This window comes from Streptomyces sp. NPDC019396 (genome assembly GCF_040632375.1).
In the GTDB taxonomy this organism is placed as follows: domain Bacteria; phylum Actinomycetota; class Actinomycetes; order Streptomycetales; family Streptomycetaceae; genus Streptomyces.
Window position 1 is genome coordinate 64236 of record NZ_JBEYBS010000028.1, and the last position, 15251, is coordinate 79486.

The following is a 15251-nucleotide window of genomic DNA, read 5'->3' on the forward strand; positions in this document are numbered from 1 at the left end:
GGAGCCCCCCAATGACCGACATCCCGCAGGAGCGCCGCGTCGTCACCGCCATTCCCGGCCCGAAGTCGCAGGAGTTGCAGGCCCGTCGTCTCGCCGCGGTCGCGGGCGGCGTGGGCTCCGTGCTGCCGGTGTTCACCAGCCGCGTCGGCGGCGGCATCATCGAGGACGTCGACGGCAACCGGCTGATCGACTTCGGCTCCGGTATCGCGGTGACCTCCGTGGGCGCGTCCGCCGAGGCCGTCGTACGCCGGGCGTCGGCCCAGCTCCAGGACTTCACCCACACCTGCTTCATGGTCACCCCCTACGAGGGCTACGTGGAGGTCTGCGAGGCGCTGGCCGAGCTGACCCCGGGCGACCACGCCAAGAAGTCCGCGCTGTTCAACTCGGGCGCCGAAGCCGTCGAGAACGCCGTCAAGATCGCCCGTGCGTACACCAAGCGCCAGGCGGTCGTCGTGTTCGACCACGGCTACCACGGCCGCACCAACCTCACCATGGCGCTGACCGCCAAGAACATGCCGTACAAGCACGGCTTCGGCCCGTTCGCGCCCGAGGTCTACCGCGTCCCGGTCGCCTACGGCTACCGCTGGCCGACCGGCCCGGAGAACTGCGGCCCCGAGGCCGCCGCCCAGGCCATCGACCAGATCAGCAAGCAGATCGGCGCCGAGAACGTCGCCGCGATCATCATCGAGCCGCTCCTTGGCGAAGGTGGCTTCATCGAGCCGGCCAAGGGCTTCCTCCCGGCGCTCGTGAAGTTCGCCAACGACAACGGCATCGTGTTCGTCGCCGACGAGATCCAGTCCGGCTTCTGCCGCACCGGCCAGTGGTTCGCCTGTGAGGACGAGGGCGTCGTCCCCGACCTGATCACCACCGCGAAGGGCATCGCAGGCGGTCTGCCGCTGGCGGCCGTCACCGGCCGCGCCGAGATCATGGATGCCGCTCACGCGGGCGGTCTGGGCGGTACGTACGGCGGAAACCCGGTGGCTTGCGCCGGTGCGCTCGGCGCCATCGAGACCATGCGCGAGCAGGACCTCAACGGCAAGGCCAAGCGCATCGAGGAGGTCATGAAGGGCCGTCTCGCAGCCATGCAGGAGAAGTACGAGATCATCGGCGACATCCGCGGCCGCGGCGCCATGATCGCCATCGAGCTGGTGAAGGACCCGGCCAGCAAGGAGCCGAACCCGGAAGCCGCCGGTGCGCTCGCCAAGGCCTGCCACGCCGAGGGGCTCGTGGTGCTCACCTGCGGCACCTACGGCAATGTGCTCCGCTTCCTGCCTCCGCTGGTGATCGGCGAGGACCTGCTTGGCGAGGGCCTGGACATCATCGAAGCGGCGTTCGCCGGGGTCTGAGACCACCGTTCCGGAGGGTGACTCCGCGTAATCGCGCGCTCTCTGTGAAGAAGGTGTGGGGGGCCGATGGCGGGATGGCGTTACGCCTGTCGGTCCCCCTCCCGCTGCCGTACGGTTTCCGCAGATGAGAGAAACACCCCGCTCGCAGGAGACTGCGGGCGACTTCAGGCCGGAGCCTCCCCAGCCCCGTCCTGGCCGTGCCCTCGCGCACACCAACGGAGCCACTGGCTCCGGAACTCCTCACCGATCGGACGGCCGCCCGCCCCAAACCCCCCGGGGCGCGCGGTGCACCGGTCAGGACGACCGCCTCGGAGCCAACCCCCCTGTTCCGGGGCGGTCGGCTTTTTCCCCGGTAGTCGCCGGAACTCTCTGCGCCTCGGTCGCGCTCTTCGTACTCCTCACCTGGCAGATCGCCGCCCGCGGGCCGCTGCGCACCCTGGACGAGCGATTCAGCCGGGCCGTCGTGGGTGCGGGCCCGGTCCAGGTCACCGAATTCCTCGCCGACCTCGGCAACATGCAGGTCGCGCTGCCGGTGTTGGTCATGTCCGCCGCTTGGGCCGCGTACCGCCGCCGGCGGGCCGAAGCACTGGCCGCCCTGCTCGCGATGGCCCTCGTTCCGGCCCTGGTCGCACCCCTCAAAGCACTGATCGACCGTCAGGGTCCGCTGGCCGGCGAGACCGGCTACTACCCGTCGGGGCATGCGGCGACGGCAGTGGTCGCCTACGGTGCGGCGGCCCTGCTGGTGACCGGATGGCTGCGGAGGCGGGCACTGATCGGGGCCGCGGCCGCGATCCTCGGCACCGGCGCCGGACTCGTCCTCCGGGGATACCACTGGCCGCTGGACGTGCTCGGCAGCTGGTGCCTGGGTGCGGTGCTGCTGATCGCCGCGGTGGTTGTGCCACGGACCCGGGCCGGGACCAGGGGCGGCGGAAGAACCTGACGCCCCGGGCCCGACAGCCCGTGGAAAGGCTCTCAGCTGTCGAAACCGAGCCCCATCCGGTCCATCGCGCGCAGCCACAGGTTGCGCTTCCCGCCCCGCTCGTCCGCACGGGCCAGGGACCACTTGGTGATACCGATGCCGGCCCATGCAACGGGCTCCGGCGGGAACGGCATGGGCTTGCGGCGCACCATCTCCAGCTCGGTGCGCTCGGTGCGCTCACCGGAGAGCAGATCGAGCATCACCTCGGCGCCGAAGCGCGTCGCGCCCACGCCGAGCCCTGTGTAGCCGGTGGCGTACGCGACCTTGCCGCCGTGCGCCGTGCCGAAGAACGCGGAGAAGCGGGAGCAGGTGTCGATCGCGCCGCCCCACGCATGGGTGAAGCGCAGACCCTCCAGCTGGGGGAAGCAGGTGAAGAACTGTCCCGCCAGCTTCAGATAGGTCTCCGGGCGGTGGTCCCGCTCTGCGGTGACACGGCCGCCGAAGGGGTAGATGGCGTCGTAGCCGCCCCACAGGATGCGGTGGTCCGCCGTGATCCGGAAGTAGTGGAACTGGTTGGCGCTGTCGCCGAGTCCCTGGCGCCGCTTCCAGCCGATGGCGTCCAGTTGGGCGCCCGACAGCGGCTCGGTCATCAGCGCGTAGTCATAGACCGGGACGATGTACGGGCGCAGCCGCTTGACCAGTGACGGGAAGACGTTCGTGCCCAGGGCGACCTGCCGGGCGAAGATCCGGCCGTACGGGGTGCGCACGGCCGCTTCGGCCCCGGAAGAGGAGAGCTGGAGGGCGCGGGTGTTCTCGTAGATGCGCACACCGAGGTTCAGGCAGGCCTGCTTGAGGCCCCAGGCCAGCTTCGCCGGGTGCAGCATGGCGACCCCGGTGCGGTCCCACAGCCCGCCGAGGAAGGTCGGCGAGTCGACCTCGGCGCGCATCGCGTCACGGTCGAGGAGTTCCATGCCGCCGGCGAGGCCGAGTCCCTCGGCCTCCTCGTGGAGCTCGTGGAGTTCCACGAGCTGGTGCGGCTCGGTGGCGACGTCGATCTCGCCGGTGCGTTCGAACTCGCAGTCGATGCCGTAGGCGGCGACCGCCTGCTCGATCGCGTCGAGATTGCGGGCGCCCATGTCCTCGAGCCGCCCCATGTCGTCCGGCCAGCGGGCGAGGCCGTTGCTCAGGCCGTGGGTGAGCGAGGCGGCGCAGAAGCCGCCGTTGCGGCCCGAGGCGGCCCAGCCCACCTCGTGGCCCTCGATCAGTACGACATCCCGCTCCGGGTCGCGCTCCTTGGCGATGAGCGCGGTCCACAGTCCGCTGTAGCCGCCCCCGACGACGAGCAGATCGGTCCGCTCGTCGCGGGTGAGTGCGGGCAGGGAGTCCGGCTTGCCGGGGTCTTCCAGCCAGAAGGGGACGGGCTGGGCGTCGGAGAGTGATGAGGCAAAGGTCATGGCTGCTGGGGCCATGGTTTCCACTCCTTCGGAGCTCGCCCCGGGCCGGTCGCGGCCCCGGGCCTTGCGTTACCGGGCGTCACTTGGACAGTGCGGTCTTCTTCCGCCGGTTGGTGATGACCTGGGCGGCGACCACGACGACAACGGCGATGGCGAACATGGCCGTACCGATGACGTTGATCTGGACGGGCGTCCCGCGCTGGGCCGATCCCCAGACGAACATGGGGAACGTGACGGTGTTGCCCGAGTTGAAGTTGGTGATGATGAAGTCGTCGAACGACAGCGCGAAGGACAGCATCGCGCCGGCGGCGATACCGGGCGCCGCGATCGGCAGGGTGACCCGAAGGAAGGTCTGGACGGGGCCCGCGTAGAGGTCCTTGGAGGCTTCCTCCAGCCTCGGGTCCATCGACAGCACGCGTGCCTTCACCGCCACGACCACGAAGCTGAGGCAGAACATGGTGTGCGCGATGAGGATGGTCATCGGGCCGAGCTCAGCGCCCAGGTTGAGGAAGAGGGTCAGCAGCGACGCGGCCATGACGACCTCGGGCATCGCCATCGGCAGGAAGATCAGCGAGTTGATCGCGCCACGCGCCCGGAAGCGGTAGCGGACCAGCGCGAACGCGATCATCGTGCCGAGAACGGTGGCGCCGATGGTGGCCCAGAGCGCGATCCACAAGGACAGGCTCAGCGAGTCGCACATGTCGGCGACACCGCACGGGTCCTTCCAGGCGTCGAGGGAGAACTGCCGCCAGGAGTAGTTGAACCGCCCGGCGGGTTTGTTGAAGGAGAACACCATCACGATGATGTTCGGCAGGATCAGATAGGCGAGCGTCAGCAGGCCCACGATCACGACGAGATTCCGTCGTATCCAGCGCACCAGACTCATCAGACCAGGTCCTCCGTCCCTGCCCGGCGGATGTAGACGGTCACCATGATCAGCACGACCGCCATGAGGATGAACGACAGCGCTGCCGCGGTCGGATAGTCGAGCACCCTCAGGAACTGCGACTGGATGACGTTGCCGACCATCCGGGTGTCGGTGGAGCCGAGCAGTTCGGCGTTTACGTAGTCACCGCTGGCCGGGATGAAGGTCAGCAGGGTTCCCGAGACGACGCCGGGCATCGAGAGGGGGAAGGTCACCTTCCTGAAGACCGTCGACGGGTTCGCGTACAGATCTCCGGCCGCCTCGTGGAGCCGGGAGTCGATCCGCTCCAGGGACGTGTACAGCGGAAGGATCATGAACGGCAGGAAGTTGTAGGTCAGACCCGTGACGACCGCGAGCGGGGTGGCCAGCACCCGGTTGCCCTCGGTCATCCCCAGCCAGCTCGTGACGTCCAGGAAGCCGATGGTGTTGAGCACGTCCACCACCGGGCCGCCGTCGGCGAGGATCGTCTTCCAGGCGAGCGTACGGATCAGGAAGCTGGTGAAGAACGGGGCGATGACCAGCACGAGCAGCAGATTGCGCCAGCGGCCCGCCCGGAACGCGATCAGGTAGGCCAGCGGATAGCCGAGCAGCAGACACAGGGCCGTGGCCGTGCCCGCGTAGAGCAGGGACTTCAGGAACTGCGGGTAGTACTCGGTCAGCGCGTCCCAGTAGGTCTGGAAGTGCCAGGTGACCTTGAATCCCTGCTCCAGGGAGCCGGTCTGCACCGAGGTCGACGCCTGGTAGACGAGCGGGAGGGCGAAGAAGACGATCAGCCACAGGATGCCCGGCAGCAGCAGCCAGTACGGCACCAGCGACCGGCGCAGCGACGGCTTGCGCACCACCGGGCCCGGCTCCGGCCCGGGCTCGGGCGGTGCCGCGGTGGCCTGGGAGGCGGTCGTCATGCTGCCTCCTCCACGGTCTCGACACCGGCGTCGATGTCCTGGGCGGCGTCGAGGCCGAAGGTGTGCTCCGGGTTCCAGTGCAGCACGACCTCGGCGCCGGGGGTGAGGCGTGCGTCCCGTTCCACGTTCTGCACGTACACCTCCAGCTCAGGGCATACCGGGCTGTCGATGACGAACTGGGTGGAGACTCCGATGAAGCTGGAGTCGGCGATCTTTCCGGTGAAGCGGTTGCGGCCCTCGGGGATGCTGCCCGCGTCGTCGGCGTGTGCGAGCGAGATCTTCTCGGGCCGTACGCCGACGAGCAGCTTGCCGCCCGTGCGGGGCTGGGTGGCGGAACGTCCGGCGGGCAGCCGCAGCTTGGCGTCCGGGGCGCTGACGAGGATGTCGTCGCCGCTGATCTCGACGACCTCGGCCTCGATGAGGTTGGAGGTGCCGAGGAAGTTGGCCACGAAGGTGGTCTGCGGGTTCTCGTAGAGCTCGGCAGGGGCGCCGAGCTGCTCCACCCGGCCGCCGTTCATCACCGCGACCGTGTCGGCCATGGTCATGGCCTCCTCCTGGTCGTGGGTGACATGGATGAAGGTGATGCCCACCTCGGTCTGGATGCGCTTCAGCTCCAGCTGCATCTGGCGGCGCAGCTTGAGGTCGAGGGCGCCGAGGGGCTCGTCGAGCAGCAGCACCTGCGGATGGTTGATCAGGGCGCGGGCGACCGCCACACGCTGCTGCTGGCCACCGGAGAGCTGGTGCGGCTTGTGCTTGGCCTTGTCGCCGAGCTGGACGAGTTCGAGCATGTCGTCGACCTGCTTCTTCACGGACTTGATGCCGCGGCGGCGCAGTCCGAAGGCGACGTTCTCGTAGACGGTCAGATGCGGGAAGAGGGCGTAGCTCTGGAAGACGGTGTTGACCGGGCGCTTGTACGGGGGGAGGTCCGTGACGTCCCGGTCGCCGAGGAAGACGGTGCCCGATGTGGGGTCCTCGAGTCCGGCGATCATCCGCAGCGTGGTGGTCTTGCCGCAGCCGGAGGCGCCGAGCAGGGCGAAGAAGGAGCCCTGGGGCACGGTCAGGTCGAGCGGGTGCACGGCGGTGAAGGAGCCGTAGGTCTTGCCGATCCCGGAAAGTCGGACGTCGCCGCCCGCGGTCTTGTCTGTCATGGGTCGCGGTCCCGGTGGTCTAGGGCGAGCAGGGAGCAGAGTTGGGCAGAAACGTTCAGGCGCCGATGAGCTTGGTGAACTTCTCCTCGTACGCCGTCTCCTCCTTGCTGCTCAGCGAGCGGAAGGAGTGGGACTTGGCGGCCATGGCCTTGTCCGGGAGGATCAGCGTGTTCTTCGCGAGCTCCGGGTCGATCTTGGCAAGCTCGGGGCCCACGCCCTCGACCGGGCACACATAGTTGATGTAGGCGGCGAGCTGGGCCGCGACCGGGAGCTCGTAGTAGTAGTCGATGAGCTTCTCGGCGTTGGTCTTGTGCCGTGCCTTGGCCGGGACCAGCAGGTTGTCGCTGGAGGTCATGTAGCCGGCGTCGGGGATCACGAACTCGATGTCGGGGTTGTCGGTCCGCAGCTGGACGAGGTCGCCGGCCCAGGCCAGACAGGCGGCGATGTCGCCCTTGTCGAGGTCCGAGGTGTAGTCGTTGCCCGTGAAGCGGCGGATCTGCTTCGTGTCGACGGCCTTCTGGACCCGGGCGATTGCCGCGTTGTATTCGTCGTCGGTGACCTTGGCGGGGTCCTTGCCCATGTCGAGCAGGGTCATGCCGATGGTGTCGCGCATCTCGGACAGGCACGCGACCCTGCCCCTGAGCGCCGGGTCGTCGAACAGCTGCGAGACGCTCTCGATCTTGCGGCCACCGGTCGCCTTGGTGTTGTAGGCGATGACGGTCGAAATTCCGGTCCAGGGGTACGAGTAGGCCCGCCCCGGGTCCCAGTCGGGGCTGCGGAACTGGGACGAGAGATGCGCGTACGCGTTCGGCAGGTTGGAGGGGTCGAGCTTCTGCGCCCAGCCGAGCCGGATCATGCGGGCGGCGAGCCAGTCGGTGACACAGATCAGATCACGCCCGGTGTCCTGTCCCGCGGCCAGCTGGGGCCTGATCTTGCCGAAGAACTCGACGTTGTCGTTGATGTCCTCGGTGTACTTGACCTGGATCCCGGTGCGCTTGGTGAACGCGCCCAGTGTGGGACGGGTCTTCTCGTCATCGCTGACGTCGATGTACTGCGTCCAGTTGGAGAAGGTGAGCTGCTTCTCCTGCGCCGAGTGGTCGTCGGACGCCGCGGCCGCGTCGCCCTCCCTCTTGGCCGCGGGGATACCGCAGGCGTTCAGCGCGCCCATGCCGCCGATGGTGAGCGCGCCGACGCCGGACGCACGCAGCAGGGAACGGCGGGAGAGAGCGCTCCTGCCGTTGCTCGTACTGCGCCGTATCGCGGCCTGCTGGGCCGCCGAGAGCTGCTCGGGCTGGTACTGCTTCATGCGCTGTGCCCTTTCGGGGGGATCGTGTGCCCTATAGGGGGTTCTTTCGCCGCTGAAGCTGCGGCTGGGCCGCGCGGCGTGGGCCGCTCGCCGATTGCCGTAGGCCGGTTACCGGTCTCCGAAGATCGTGCGGTGCCAGTCCTTCCTGACCACCGCGGTGTTGTCGTACATCACATGCTTGACCTGCGTGTACTCCTCGAATGAGTACGCCGACATGTCCTTGCCGAAGCCACTGGCCTTGTAGCCGCCGTGCGGCATCTCGCTGATGATCGGAATGTGGTCGTTGACCCAGACACAGCCCGCCTTGATCTCGCGGGTGGCCCGGCCCGTGCGGTACACGTCGCGGCTCCAGGCTGAGGCGGCGAGCCCGTACGGGGTGTCGTTGGCGAGCCGGATTCCCTCGTCGTCCGAATCGAACGGGAGGACCACCAGGACGGGGCCGAAGATCTCGGACTGGACGACCTCGCTGTCCTGGGCGGCCCCGGCGATCAGCGTCGGCAGGTAGTACGCGCCCTTCTCCAGGTCACCGCCGGGCGCCTGGCCGCCGGTGACGACGGTGGCGTACGAACGGGCCCGGTCCACGAATCCGGCGACGCGGTCGCGGTGGACGTGTGAGACCAGCGGACCGAGATCGGTGGCGGGGTCGAGAGGGTCGCCGAGCCGAACGGTCGCCATCAGATCGGCGACCCCGGCGACGAAGGCGTCGTAGAGCGGGCGCTGCACATAGGCACGGGTGGCCGCGGTGCAGTCCTGGCCGGTGTTGATCAGTGAGCCCGCGACGGCGCCGTGAACGGCGGCCTCCAGGTCGGCGTCGTCGAAGACCACGAAGGGCGCCTTGCCGCCGAGCTCCAGGTGGAGCCGCTTGACGGTGGCCGTGGCGACCTCGGCGACGCGCTTGCCGACGGGTGTCGAGCCGGTGAACGAGGTCATGGCCACGTCCGGGTGCCCGACGAGGTGCTCGCCCGCCTCCCGGCCGGCGCCGGTGACGATGTTGACGACACCGTCCGGGATCCCTGCCTCGGAGGCCGCCTGGGCGAACATCAGGGAGGTCAGCGGGGTGATCTCGGCGGGCTTGAGGACGATGGTGTTGCCCGCGGCGATGGCCGGGAGGACCTTCCAGGCCGCCATCTGGAGCGGGTAGTTCCAGGGCGCGATGGAGCCGACGACCCCGATCGGCTCGCGGCGTACGTACGAGGTGTGGTCACCGCTGTACTCACCGGCGGACTGCCCCTGGAGGTGGCGCGCGGCCCCGGCGAAGAAGGCGGCGTTGTCCACCGTGCCCGGTACGTCGAACTCGCGGGTCAGCTTGATCGGCTTCCCGCACTGGAGGGACTCGGCCTGGGCGAGGTCCTCGGCCTGCTCGGCCAGCACGGCGGCGAAGCGGTGCAGGGCATCGGAGCGCTCGCCCGGGGCGGCACCCGCCCAGGCCGGGAACGCCTCACGCGCGGCGGCGACGGCCGCGTCGACGTCCGCAGTGCCGGCCAGCTCGTATTCGAGGACCTGCTCCCCGGTGGCGGGGTCCACGACGGCGTGGTGGCGTCCCGACGCGCCCGGCCGCAGTCGGCCGCCGATGTACTGCGCGCCGTCCGCGAAGCGGTCCTGTGCCTGGAAGCGGTTGACCATGACGCTCTCCGTTGTTCCAGCTCGAAGTGAGTGCCGATCCTGGCAGAGAGATGGCGCTCCAACAAGGGATTCCGTAGTTGCCTTTTGGTTACGCGACGGATTCGGTTGACCATGTGTCGCATCGTGGTGCCAATCCCGATACGGAGTGTCAGTGGTGACTGTCACACTCGCGTGCATGGAAAGCACCTGGGGAACCGCCGAGTCCCTGATCGAGCGGATCAAGGGCGGTGAGCGGTTGAAGTTTCTTTACTTTTGGGGGCACACAGCGCGCCGCGACGGCGGGATCGGGCCCGCCTGCCTGAGCCAGTGGTGGCCGTCGCCGTTCACCGTGGATGGAATCGAGTATGCGACCGCCGAGCACTGGATGATGGCCGGGAAGGCACGGCTCTTCGGCGACACGGAGGCGGAGCGGCAGGCGCTGGAGGCGCCGAACCCCGCGCTCGCGAAGAAGGCGGGCCGGCAGGTGCGCGGCTACAGCGAGGAGATATGGGAGCGCGAGCGCTTCGCGATCGTGGTCGCGGGCAGTGTGCACAAGTTCTCGCAGGACCCGCGGCTGCGCTCCTACCTGCTGACCACCGGTGACAGGGTGCTGGTGGAGGCGAGCCCCATGGACCGGATCTGGGGCATCGGGCTGGCCGCGGACGACGAGCGGGTCCACGACCCGGCGCGCTGGCGCGGGCGGAATCTGCTGGGCTTCGCGCTGATGGAGGCGCGTGAGCGGCTGCGGACGGGGGTGTCCGCGCCCGCCTCCGGTGACGAGGGGTAAGCCGGGCGGGCCATGACGGCGGGCGACGCCCGGCCGACCGGACGGGCCGGGCGGTGTGTGCGACCGCCCGGGCAGCCCGTCCGTCAGCGGGAGGTGTCGGAGACGACCAGGGTGGTCGCCCAGGGGTCGTCGTCGACCTCGCTGTCGTAGTTGTTGTCGTCCCAGCGGTCGTGGTTCGCGAGTGCCCAAGCGAAGAACGCGAGAATGGCGGCTCCCAGGACGATCCCGATGGAACCGAGGATGATTCCTGCGAGCGCCTGGCCGTTGTTCGTCGCCTCGCCCCGCGCATACCGCTTGCGCCCCAGGATGCCGAAGATCAGCGCCAGCACGCCCAGCACCAGACTGGGGAGGCCGTAGAAGCAGAAGGTGCACACGGCGAGAATGCCGAGCACCATCGCGGCAGTGCCGAAACCGTTCTGCGACGACGTGGGCGGCACACCCCAGGAGCCGGTGTATCCCGGGTACCCCGGGTATCCGGACTGCCCGGGAGCTGACGGGTAGCCGGGGTAGCCGTACCCGGAGGTGACCGGCCCCTGCGCCGCCGGGTAGCCGTACGGACCGGGGGCGCTCTGCCCCGGCCCGCCCGGGGCCGTCGGCGGCGGTGGCACGGCACCGGTTCCCGTGGTGGCGTCCGCGGGTCCGCCCGTACCGCTCGGCGCGCCGGGCATCGAGGTCAGGGTCGGCTGGTCATGGACGCCGCGACCGGTCGGCGGCGCGTCCTGGACATCCGGAAGGGTCGGACGCGAGGGCCCCGTGGCCTTGCCGAGGTCGATCCCACCGGACCGTCCCTGTCCCCCCTGTGGGGCGCTCCACTCCGGCGGAGCCCATGGGTCCCCCGGCGTATGGCCGTCCGGCAGCCGGTCACTCTGCTCTGACATATGTCGTCCTCCCCCATTGTGAGCTTGTCATGCTACGGGCGCCGCGCAGGGCGGCAGACAGCCCGCCTACGATGATCCCTGACCGGGACAGCCCAGCACCTACGGAGGACCCGATGACCGATCTGCACCCCTTCATCGCAGGGCTGCCCAAGGCGGAACTGCACGTCCACCACGTGGGATCGGCTTCCCCCCGCATCGTGTCCGAGCTCGCCGCCCGGCACCCGGACTCCAAGGTACCCACCGACCCGGCCGCGCTCGCCGAGTACTTCACCTTCACGGACTTCGCGCACTTCATCGAGGTCTACCTGTCCGTCGTGGACCTGGTCCGCACCCCCGAGGACGTCCGGCTGCTGACCTTCGAGGTCGCCCGGGACATGGCCCGGCAGAACATCCGCTACGCGGAGCTGACCATCACGCCGTTCAGCTCGACCCGCCGTGGCATCCCCGAGCAGGGCTTCATGGAGGCCATCGAGGACGCCCGCAAGGCGGCCGAGGCGGAGCTCGGGGTGGTGCTGCGCTGGTGCTTCGACATCCCCGGCGAGGCGGGCCTCGACGCGGCGGAGGAGACCGCCCGGCTCGCGGTCGATCTGCACCCGGACGGGCTGGTCTCGTTCGGTCTCGGCGGACCCGAGATCGGGGTGCCCCGGCCGCAGTTCAAGCCGTACTTCGACCGTGCCATCGCGGCGGGACTGCACTCCGTACCGCACGCCGGGGAGACGACCGGCCCCGGCACCGTCTGGGACGCGCTGCACGATCTGCGCGCCGAGCGCATCGGCCACGGCACCAGTGCCCCGCAGGACCCCGAACTGCTGGCCCACCTGGCCGAGCGGCGCATCGCGCTGGAGGTCTGCCCCACCTCCAACATCGCCACGCGGGCCGTCGCGACCCTCGATGAGCACCCCATCAGGGAGATGGTCGAGGCCGGTGTGCTGGTGACCATCAACAGCGACGATCCGCCGATGTTCGGCACCGACCTCAACAGCGAGTACGCGGTCGCCGCCCGGCTGCTCGGTCTGGACGAGCGGGGCGTCGCCGCGCTCGCGAAGAACGCCGTCGAGGCTTCCTTCCTCGACAGCGCCGGCAAGTCCCGCATCGCGTCCGAGATCGACGTCTACACCGAGCAGTGGCTGGCGAAGTGAGGCCGGCGCCATGCGCACCGTCACCCTGGTAGGCCACCGCGGGGACCCGTATGTGGCCCGCGAGAACACCCTCCCGTCGCTGCTGGCCGCCGTGGAGCGAGGTGCGGACGCCGTCGAGATCGATGTCCGGCTGACCCGCGACGGGGTGCCCGTGCTGCTGCACGACGACACCCTGAAGCGGTTGTGGGGCCGGGACCGCCCGCTCGCCCTGCTCTCCCACGCCGAGCTGGCCGGGCTGACGTCGGGCCGCGTCCCGACACTGCACGAGGCGCTCACCGCGGTGGGGAGCCACCGGCTGATGGTCGACCTGCCCGGTGCCGACGAGTCCGCCGTACGCGCCATCGTCGGCGCGGTCCGCGACGGCGGCGCGGCTGACCGCGTCTACTACTGCGGGGGCCTTGCGGCCATGGTCGCCGTACGCGCCACCGACCCGGACGCGGAGATCGCCCTGACCTGGACGACGCTGGCCCCGCCGCGTCCGGTGCTGCTGGACGTGGTCCGGCCCCGCTGGCTCAACTACTGCTTCGGACTGGTGAGCCGGGAGCTCGCGGGCCACGTCCACGCCGGCGGCTTCCTGCTCTCCGCCTGGACCGCGGACACCCGCCCCACCATGCGCAGGCTGGTGCGCCGGGGGGTCGATTCCATCACCACCAACCGGGTCGCGACCCTGGCAGCGGTGCTCCGCACCGCCCGTGCCAGGAAAGGACTCGAAGGATAGGACGCGCCGGTCCAACACGCGGGGGACGTGGGAGCCGGGTGCGCGACCGCCGGGCAGCGGAGTCCCCAGCGGAGGTCCGCCGGGGACGGCGGTCCGGACGGCAGGACGGCGGTCTAGACGGCAACCGGTACGCGCACAGGCGCACTCAGCGCCTCCAGCCGCTTGATCATGCGTCGCACCAGCAGCAGCGGGAGCACCCCGAACACCCCGAAGGACATGTCGATGACGGTCCACCAGAAGGGGATCCCCCGGATCGGGCCGCAGATCAGGGCCAGCGGAATGATTCCGGCGCACGCGATCATGCCGAACTCGATGACCCAGATGTTGCGTACCGGGTCGCGGTAGGGGCCGTAGAAGGCGATGGCGATGACGAGATGGGCGAAGGCCAGCCAGTCGGTGCCGTACAGCAGGAAGGGATAGTCCGCGTCGGCGGTGTCCAGTCCGCGCCGGACCCGCGCGATCCATTCCAGCAGCCCGGGGAAGGCGTCGGCGACGGGCGACGCCCAGGAGGTCAACGCACTGTGCACGAGGTGCAGTTCGGTGACGAGAGGGAAGGCTGTCAGCCCACTCAGCACCAGGCAGACGATGAAGACGACCAGCCACACGCGTATGCGGCGCAGAAGCGCCCTTCGCTCGCTCATGTCCGCAGCGTACGCCCGCGTTTACCCGCCCTTTACCGGGCCCCGGTGATCTTGCGGGCGATGGGGTGCGAGACCATGGTGACGCCTGCGGTCGGCACCGGCCCGGCACGGAAGCGCCGAAGCCGCGGCCCTGCGACGGCTACAGGCCGACTGTCGCGTTCCACCGCAAGGTCGCGGCCGAACTCGCCGCCTGGGTCAACTATGTGTGCCCCGTGCCCGCTGCCCGTGACGCGCTGGCCGACTCCAAGGACGGAGAGCCGGCGGCGCTCGCCGAGGACCCGCTGATCTTCCCCGACGACGAACATGCGCAAGCACCCAGCTCGCGGCGGTTGTGCGTCGCTACGTCGAGCGAGACGCGTCCACCCCGACACCGTCGATCATAGACATCTGTCTATAATTTCTGGACACTCGTCCATGAAGGGGTCCTGATGACCACCATCGCGTACGTCCTGGCCGGCCTGGTGGCCGCACTGCACCTCTACATCCTCGTGCTGGAGATGTTCCTTTGGGAGCGCGCGCCTGGGCGCCGCCTCTCCGGCTTCGACGCGCCGACCGCCAAGACGACGGCACGCCTCGCGGCCAACCAGGGCCTCTACAACGGGTTTCTGGCCGCGGGGCTCATCTGGGGCCTGATAGCGGTCGACCCGATCGGCTTCCAAGTGCGGGTGTTCTTCCTGAGCTGCGTGGTGGTGGCGGGGCTGTACGGCGGCGCCACCGCCAACCGGCGCATCTACGCCGCCCAGGCCCTTCCGGGCGCGCTGGCGCTGGCCGCGGTGCTGGCGGCCGGATGAGCGGGGACCCCCGCGCGGAGCGCACCCGCGGACGGCTGCGCCGTGCGCTGCTGGAGGAGTGCGGTGAGCGGCCACTGGCGGAGGTCAGCGTCGCGGCCCTGACCCGACGGGCGGGCGTCGGCCGCGCCACGTTCTACCTCCACTACCCGGACCTGGAAGCCCTCGCGGTGGACGCCTGTGCGGAGATCGTCCGCGAAGCGGTGGACGCCCTGCACGCGTGGCGGGGTGTGCCGGATCCAGCGGCCCCGCCTGCGGCACTGACGGCGTTCTTCACCGGCATCGAGCCGCACGCCGGGCTCTACCGCGCCCTGCTGTGGGAGGGCGGCGCCGGGCCGCTGGGCGAGCTGCTCCACCGCGAGCTGCGCGAACGCAGCCGCAGGGAACGCGAGCTCGCGGGGGCGCCGCACGCCGAAGTGGTCGCCTCAGCGGTGGCGGCGACCTTCACGGGCCTCCTGGCCGACTGGCTCCACGCCCGGATGGCGGCATCGCCGCAGGAGATCGCCTCCCACGCCTGGCGCCTGCTGTTCGCCCTCCACACGACCCCGCTGAGTTGAGGTCTCCCGAATCAGCCGGACACAAGCCGCGGGGGGGGGGGGGGGGGGGCCGGGGGGGGGCCCCCCCCCCCCCCGCCCGGCCCCGGGGGGGGCGGGGAGGACGAGAGGGGGTATGGGGGGTTTTGTGGGGAAACAAGGCCC

At 69.9% G+C, this 15251-nt stretch carries 15 protein-coding genes and 1 pseudogene; 8 read left to right on the forward strand and 8 right to left on the reverse strand.

All coding sequences use genetic code 11. The annotated features are described in order from the left end of the window. Positions 1-11 precede the first annotated feature (11 nt). Both gabT and ABZ532_RS26820 read left to right on the forward strand, forming a co-directional pair. Complete coding sequence (gene gabT / locus ABZ532_RS26815) at positions 12-1346, forward strand: 4-aminobutyrate--2-oxoglutarate transaminase (protein WP_361288890.1); 1335 nt, start codon at positions 12-14, stop codon at positions 1344-1346. A 124-nt stretch (positions 1347-1470) separates the two neighbouring features. Next, positions 1471-2286, forward strand: a complete 816-nt coding sequence (locus ABZ532_RS26820; RefSeq protein ID WP_361288893.1) for a phosphatase PAP2 family protein — start codon at positions 1471-1473, stop codon at positions 2284-2286. Positions 2287-2318: 32 nt separating this feature from the next. On the opposite strand, the gene ABZ532_RS26825 is transcribed toward ABZ532_RS26820, so the two are convergent. From ABZ532_RS26825 to ABZ532_RS26850, 6 genes are all read right to left on the reverse strand, one after another. Then, entirely contained in the window at positions 2319-3734 is a 1416-nt protein-coding gene (locus ABZ532_RS26825) for an FAD-binding oxidoreductase (RefSeq protein WP_361288896.1), read from the reverse strand. 64 nt (positions 3735-3798) lie between these two features. Continuing rightward, complete coding sequence (locus tag ABZ532_RS26830) at positions 3799-4605, reverse strand: ABC transporter permease (protein WP_361288899.1); 807 nt, start codon at positions 4603-4605, stop codon at positions 3799-3801. Then, positions 4605-5546 carry an ABC transporter permease gene (locus ABZ532_RS26835; RefSeq protein ID WP_361288902.1) on the reverse strand — a complete coding sequence of 314 codons (942 nt, stop codon included), beginning with the start codon at positions 5544-5546 and terminating at the stop codon, positions 4605-4607. The genes ABZ532_RS26830 and ABZ532_RS26835 overlap by 1 nt, the downstream gene beginning before the upstream one ends. Next, complete coding sequence (locus ABZ532_RS26840; RefSeq protein WP_361288905.1) at positions 5543-6694, reverse strand: ABC transporter ATP-binding protein; 1152 nt, start codon at positions 6692-6694, stop codon at positions 5543-5545. Before ABZ532_RS26840 ends, ABZ532_RS26835 begins: the two co-directional genes overlap by 4 nt. Positions 6695-6749: 55 nt before the next feature. Further along, positions 6750-8000 (reverse strand): spermidine/putrescine ABC transporter substrate-binding protein, encoded by a 1251-nt coding sequence (locus ABZ532_RS26845; RefSeq protein ID WP_361288908.1) that lies wholly within the window; start codon positions 7998-8000, stop codon positions 6750-6752. A 108-nt stretch (positions 8001-8108) separates the two neighbouring features. Next, positions 8109-9623 (reverse strand): gamma-aminobutyraldehyde dehydrogenase, encoded by a 1515-nt coding sequence (locus tag ABZ532_RS26850; RefSeq protein ID WP_361288911.1) that lies wholly within the window; start codon positions 9621-9623, stop codon positions 8109-8111. Positions 9624-9798: 175 nt separating this feature from the next. On the opposite strand from ABZ532_RS26850, the gene ABZ532_RS26855 reads away from it, so the two are divergent. Next, positions 9799-10389, forward strand: coding sequence for an NADAR family protein (locus ABZ532_RS26855; protein WP_361288914.1), 591 nt, complete (start codon positions 9799-9801; stop codon positions 10387-10389). 83 nt (positions 10390-10472) lie between these two features. Here the strand turns inward: ABZ532_RS26855 and ABZ532_RS26860 are convergent, their stop codons facing one another. Continuing rightward, entirely contained in the window at positions 10473-11267 is a 795-nt protein-coding gene (locus ABZ532_RS26860) for a DUF4190 domain-containing protein (RefSeq protein ID WP_361288917.1), read from the reverse strand. A 113-nt stretch (positions 11268-11380) separates the two neighbouring features. Here ABZ532_RS26860 and ABZ532_RS26865 point away from each other — a divergent pair, with 113 nt between their 5' ends. Together ABZ532_RS26865 and ABZ532_RS26870 are read left to right on the forward strand one after the other, a co-directional pair. Continuing rightward, positions 11381-12406, forward strand: a complete 1026-nt coding sequence (locus ABZ532_RS26865; protein ID WP_361288920.1) for an adenosine deaminase — start codon at positions 11381-11383, stop codon at positions 12404-12406. 10 nt (positions 12407-12416) lie between these two features. Continuing rightward, entirely contained in the window at positions 12417-13124 is a 708-nt protein-coding gene (locus ABZ532_RS26870) for a glycerophosphodiester phosphodiesterase (RefSeq protein ID WP_361288923.1), read from the forward strand. A gap of 113 nt (positions 13125-13237) precedes the next feature. Here the strand turns inward: ABZ532_RS26870 and ABZ532_RS26875 are convergent, their stop codons facing one another. Then, positions 13238-13765 (reverse strand): hypothetical protein, encoded by a 528-nt coding sequence (locus tag ABZ532_RS26875; protein WP_361288926.1) that lies wholly within the window; start codon positions 13763-13765, stop codon positions 13238-13240. A 167-nt stretch (positions 13766-13932) separates the two neighbouring features. On the opposite strand from ABZ532_RS26875, the pseudogene ABZ532_RS26880 reads away from it, so the two are divergent. From ABZ532_RS26880 to ABZ532_RS26890, 3 genes and pseudogenes are all read left to right on the forward strand, one after another. Next, positions 13933-14148: pseudogene (locus ABZ532_RS26880) on the forward strand (spermidine/putrescine ABC transporter substrate-binding protein); the annotation flags it as partial. A gap of 45 nt (positions 14149-14193) precedes the next feature. Beyond that, positions 14194-14556: a DUF1304 domain-containing protein gene (locus ABZ532_RS26885; RefSeq protein ID WP_361288929.1), complete on the forward strand. Its 363-nt coding sequence runs from the start codon at positions 14194-14196 to the stop codon at positions 14554-14556. Further along, the gene (locus tag ABZ532_RS26890; protein ID WP_361288932.1) at positions 14553-15110 is read left to right on the forward strand and encodes a TetR/AcrR family transcriptional regulator; all 558 of its coding nucleotides are present in this window, start codon (positions 14553-14555) and stop codon (positions 15108-15110) included. Before ABZ532_RS26885 ends, ABZ532_RS26890 begins: the two co-directional genes overlap by 4 nt. The last annotated feature ends 141 nt before the right edge of the window (positions 15111-15251 follow it).

What these genes read in the sequence shown, in the direction of transcription:
- gabT (WP_361288890.1), top strand. Translation starts at nt 12, where the DNA reads ATGACCGACATCCCGCAGGAGCGCCGCGTCGTCACCGCCATTCCCGGC.
- ABZ532_RS26820 (WP_361288893.1), top strand. Translation starts at nt 1,471, where the DNA reads ATGAGAGAAACACCCCGCTCGCAGGAGACTGCGGGCGACTTCAGGCCG.
- ABZ532_RS26825 (WP_361288896.1), bottom strand. Translation starts at nt 3,734, where the DNA reads ATGGCCCCAGCAGCCATGACCTTTGCCTCATCACTCTCCGACGCCCAG.
- ABZ532_RS26830 (WP_361288899.1), bottom strand. Translation starts at nt 4,605, where the DNA reads ATGAGTCTGGTGCGCTGGATACGACGGAATCTCGTCGTGATCGTGGGC.
- ABZ532_RS26835 (WP_361288902.1), bottom strand. Translation starts at nt 5,546, where the DNA reads ATGACGACCGCCTCCCAGGCCACCGCGGCACCGCCCGAGCCCGGGCCG.
- ABZ532_RS26840 (WP_361288905.1), bottom strand. Translation starts at nt 6,694, where the DNA reads ATGACAGACAAGACCGCGGGCGGCGACGTCCGACTTTCCGGGATCGGC.
- ABZ532_RS26845 (WP_361288908.1), bottom strand. Translation starts at nt 8,000, where the DNA reads ATGAAGCAGTACCAGCCCGAGCAGCTCTCGGCGGCCCAGCAGGCCGCG.
- ABZ532_RS26850 (WP_361288911.1), bottom strand. Translation starts at nt 9,623, where the DNA reads ATGGTCAACCGCTTCCAGGCACAGGACCGCTTCGCGGACGGCGCGCAG.
- ABZ532_RS26855 (WP_361288914.1), top strand. Translation starts at nt 9,799, where the DNA reads ATGGAAAGCACCTGGGGAACCGCCGAGTCCCTGATCGAGCGGATCAAG.
- ABZ532_RS26860 (WP_361288917.1), bottom strand. Translation starts at nt 11,267, where the DNA reads ATGTCAGAGCAGAGTGACCGGCTGCCGGACGGCCATACGCCGGGGGAC.
- ABZ532_RS26865 (WP_361288920.1), top strand. Translation starts at nt 11,381, where the DNA reads ATGACCGATCTGCACCCCTTCATCGCAGGGCTGCCCAAGGCGGAACTG.
- ABZ532_RS26870 (WP_361288923.1), top strand. Translation starts at nt 12,417, where the DNA reads ATGCGCACCGTCACCCTGGTAGGCCACCGCGGGGACCCGTATGTGGCC.
- ABZ532_RS26875 (WP_361288926.1), bottom strand. Translation starts at nt 13,765, where the DNA reads ATGAGCGAGCGAAGGGCGCTTCTGCGCCGCATACGCGTGTGGCTGGTC.
- ABZ532_RS26885 (WP_361288929.1), top strand. Translation starts at nt 14,194, where the DNA reads ATGACCACCATCGCGTACGTCCTGGCCGGCCTGGTGGCCGCACTGCAC.
- ABZ532_RS26890 (WP_361288932.1), top strand. Translation starts at nt 14,553, where the DNA reads ATGAGCGGGGACCCCCGCGCGGAGCGCACCCGCGGACGGCTGCGCCGT.